5 protein-coding genes are annotated in these 3575 nt (G+C 72.4%); 3 read left to right on the top strand and 2 right to left on the bottom strand.

Annotated features, from left to right (window positions below; genetic code table 11):
* The 3 genes from VNT59_RS09015 to VNT59_RS09005 all read left to right on the top strand — a co-directional run.
* Positions 1 to 916: hypothetical protein (locus VNT59_RS09015; protein WP_325497997.1), on the top strand; the 916-nt coding region annotated here is incomplete at its 5' end.
* On the top strand, positions 913 to 1068 hold the full coding sequence (locus VNT59_RS09010) for a hypothetical protein (protein ID WP_325497996.1): 156 nt from the start codon (positions 913 to 915) through the stop codon (positions 1066 to 1068). The genes VNT59_RS09015 and VNT59_RS09010, both read left to right, overlap by 4 nt.
* A 129-nt stretch (positions 1069 to 1197) precedes the next feature.
* Positions 1198 to 2238 (top strand): NAD-dependent epimerase/dehydratase family protein, encoded by a 1041-nt coding sequence (locus VNT59_RS09005; RefSeq protein ID WP_325497995.1) that lies wholly within the window; start codon positions 1198 to 1200, stop codon positions 2236 to 2238.
* A gap of 82 nt (positions 2239 to 2320) precedes the next feature.
* Here the strand turns inward: VNT59_RS09005 and VNT59_RS09000 are convergent, their stop codons facing one another.
* Together VNT59_RS09000 and VNT59_RS08995 are read right to left on the bottom strand one after the other, a co-directional pair.
* Positions 2321 to 3301: a tripartite tricarboxylate transporter substrate binding protein gene (locus tag VNT59_RS09000; protein ID WP_325497994.1), complete on the bottom strand. Its 981-nt coding sequence runs from the start codon at positions 3299 to 3301 to the stop codon at positions 2321 to 2323.
* Positions 3298 to 3575 (bottom strand): M20/M25/M40 family metallo-hydrolase (locus tag VNT59_RS08995; RefSeq protein WP_325497993.1); only part of this gene is annotated, 278 nt, incomplete at its 5' end. The genes VNT59_RS08995 and VNT59_RS09000, both read right to left, overlap by 4 nt.

The raw sequence follows: 3575 nt of genomic DNA, 5'->3' as shown, positions 1-3575 counted from the left end.
CGCCCTCGAGCGCCGCGGCCTGCGGTTCGAGCCGTTCGACGTGACCCGGGCCGCCTTCAGCAACACCGAAGCGCCCCGGGCCCGCCTCTACTTCAACCAGGCGAGCCCCAGCGCCTACGTGCGGGGCAACACGCGCGCGGTGCCGCTGGCGCTGGCCTACATGCGCATGCTCGAGCGCTCCGGCGCCCGCGTGCTCAACGGCGCGGATGTGTTCGCGCTGGAGCTCAGCAAGAGCGTGCAGGCGACCCTGCTGCAGACGCTGGGCATCGACACGCCGCGGTCGATCACGTTCAACGATCCCGGCGCGCTGCGCGGGTACGCCGACCGCATCGCCTGGCCGGCCCTGCTCAAGCCCGACCAGGGTGGCAGCGGCGCGCGCATCCAGGTCGTGGAGTCGGTGGAGCAGGTCGAGGCGATCTTCCGGCGCGACCCGTCGGTATGGCTGCCCGACAACCTCTTCCTGCTGCAGGAATACCTGCCGCACGACCCCGAGCAGGGGATCGTGCGGCTCGAGTTCCTGGGCGGCGAACTGCTGTACGCCATGCGGGTCCAGACCCACGGTCGCTTCAACCTGTGTCCCTCGCCGGTATGCAATCCGGACGACGGCAGCGGCCTGTGCGAACTGCCCGCGGCCGAGGCGGCGCCGGCGCCGCCCGTGGAGTTCCATCCCTATCCCGAGGTGCCGCGAGCGGCGGTCGAGGCGGCCCGCCGCATCGTCCAGGCCGCGCGGCTCGACGTCGGCGGCATCGAATACCTGGAAACGCCGGACGGCCGCCGCGTGTTCTACGACATCAATGCCAACTCCAACCTCCGCCCCTCGGTGGCCGCGGCGTTCGGCTTCGACCCGTTCGAGCGCGTGGTCGACTTCCTGCAGGCGCAGCTGCGCTCGGAGCGGGCTGGCCCGTCCAGGCAATGAGCACGAGCCAGGCATTCTCTGTTCTGCTGCTGCTGGCGCTGGCCGGCTGCGCCGGCGTGCCCCGCGGCCGCGACGCCGCGTCCGCGTGCGCGGCGAGCGAGGCGTCCTACGAGTGCCAGGTCCAGCGCTACCACGACGTCGCCGCGGACTGAAGCCGCGAGGCGTGCCGTGCCGGGGGCGCCGGCGCGCTTGAGCGATGATCCGGGGATGACGAGCGCCGCCCACGCCCTGTCGCACGACGCGCCGCGCGTGCCTGCGGGCGAGCGCGCCTGGAGTTTCCGATGCGCATCCTCATTCTCGGCGGCGCCGGCCTGACCGGCCCGCACCAGATCCGCTACGCCCTCGCGCGCGGCCATTCGGTCACGCTCTTCAACCGCGGCCGCACCCTCCTGCCCGCCGACCTGGCCGGGGTCGAGGTCCTGCACGGCGATCGCGCCGCGGGCGAACTGCGCGCGTTGCAGGGGCGCAGGTGGGACGTCTGCATCGACAACCCGACGACGCTGCCCGCCTGGGCGCGCGATGCCGCGCAGCAGCTGGCCGGCAGCGTCGACCGGTTCATCTTCATCTCGACCATCTCGGTGTATGCCGACATGCGCCTGCCGGTGACCGAGGACGCGCCGCTGCTGCCGTACCTGGGGCTCGACCGGTACGCGGAGACCATCGACTCGGTGCGGGCGTCGGGGTTTCGCCTGTACGGCCCGCTCAAGGCCTGTTCCGAGCACGAAATCCTGCGGCAGTTCCCGGGGCGGGCGGCGATCGTGCGCCCCGGGCTGATCGTGGGTCCGGGCGATGCGAGCGACCGTTTCACCTCCTGGCTCCTGCGGGTGCGCCGCGGCGGCGAGGTGCTGGCCCCGGGCACCGGGCGGGACCCGGTGCAGGTGATCGATGCCCGGGACCTGGCGGAGTGGACCATCCGTCTCGCCGAACAGGGCACGACCGGCGTGTTCAACGCCGCCGGCCCGGCCCAGCCGCTGGCCTTCGCCGCCTTGCTGGAGACCATCCGCGGCGCGCTCGACGCCGCGGCGACCTTCACCTGGATTCCGGCGTCGTTCCTGGCGGCGCAGCAGGTCGCGCCCTGGTCCGACCTGCCGGCCTGGATGCCGGGCGACGGCGATGCGGCCGGCATGATGCGGGCCGACATCGGCCGCGCGCTGGCGGCCGGACTCGGCTTCCGGCCGCTGGTGCAGACCGTCCGCGACACGCTCGCCTGGTTCGATGCGCTGCCGGCGCCGCGCCGGGCGGCGGTGCGCGCCGGCCTCGCGCCCGAGCGCGAGCAGGCCGTGCTGGCGGCGTGGCGGGCTGCCCGCCAGGGCGTAGCGTAGCCGCGCGGTCGCGAGGTCCGAGGCCGAGGCGCGGGCGCTCTGGTTCAGCGCCGCGCCGGCGCATGGCCGGCCGCGGGCGGCCTCACTCCGCCTTGATGTTGGCTTCCTTGATGATGCGCGCGTTGGCGGCGTGGTCCTTCTCGATCACCGCCGTGAACTGCTGCGGCGTGCCGGTGCTCACGACGTTGTCGAGCTTGCGCAACTGGTCCTGCACATCCTTGTCGGCGAGCACCCGGTTGACGTCGGCGTTCAGGCGCCGTACCACCTCGGGCGGCGTCGCCGCCGGCGCGTAGAAGCCGAAGAGCGAAGTGAGGTTGGCCTCCGGATGGCCCAGCTCCGCCAGCGTCGGCACCTGCGGCAGGTGGGCCAGGCGGCGCGGTCCGGTCACGGCCAGCACCCGCAGCTTGCCTTCCTCGATCAGGCTGTTGATCGGGCCGAACGGGTTGGCGACGAGCAGGTCGAACTGCGCCCCGGCGGCGTCGGTGATCAGCTGGCTGCCGCCCTTGTACGGGACGTGCGTGAGATCGGCGCCCGACTTGCGGCGGATCTGCTCGATCATGATGTGGCCGAGCGTGCCATAGCCCGAACTCGCGATGCTCACCTTGCCCGGCTGGGCCCTGGCCGCGGCGATCGCGTCTTCGAAGCTCCTGCCCTTGAAGCGCGCCGTCGCCAGCACGTACACCGGCGAATACATCACCGACGCGACCGGCACGAAGTCCTTCATCGGGTCGTACTGCACCTTCATGACGTGCGGGTTCAGCGTCAGCGGGCTGATGGCGGCGAAGGCCAGCGTGTGCCCGTCGTTCGACTTGGCGACGGCGTCCATGCCGATCGTGCCGCCGGCGCCCGCGCGGTTGTCCACCAGGACCGGCTGGCCGAGCAGCGGACGCAGCCGTTCGGCGAGCATGCGGGCCACCACGTCGTTGACGCCGCCCGGCGGGTAGGGCACGACGATCTTCACCGGCCGGCTCGGCCAGGCGGACTGGGCGCGCGCGGCCAGCGGTACGGCGGCGGCCGCCAGCGAGCCCAGGCCCAGTGCGAGGGCGGTTCGGCGAGATGTCATGAGCGCAGTTCCTGTTCCGTTCGTTGCTGTTGTTCGAACCACTGACGCGCCAGCCGGTCCCAGAAGCTCGCGCCCAGGCCGAGGATGTCGTCGTTGAAATCGTAGCCGGCGTTGTGCAGGTTGATGCCCGGCCGGCCGCCGGCGCCATTGCCGATGAAGCCGTAGGCGCCGGGCACCTGTTCCAGCATGAAGCCGAAGTCTTCCGCCGTCATCGCCGGCAGCACGTCGTCGTGCGCGTTGTCGTCGCCCGCCACCGAGCGCATCGCCTGCGCCA

The sequence above is a fragment of the Ramlibacter sp. genome (genome assembly GCF_035554825.1).
Taxonomy (GTDB): Bacteria; Pseudomonadota; Gammaproteobacteria; order Burkholderiales; family Burkholderiaceae_C; genus Ramlibacter.
The sequence above is the reverse complement of the archived record's forward strand: the minus strand, read 5'-3'. Positions and strand labels throughout refer to the sequence as shown.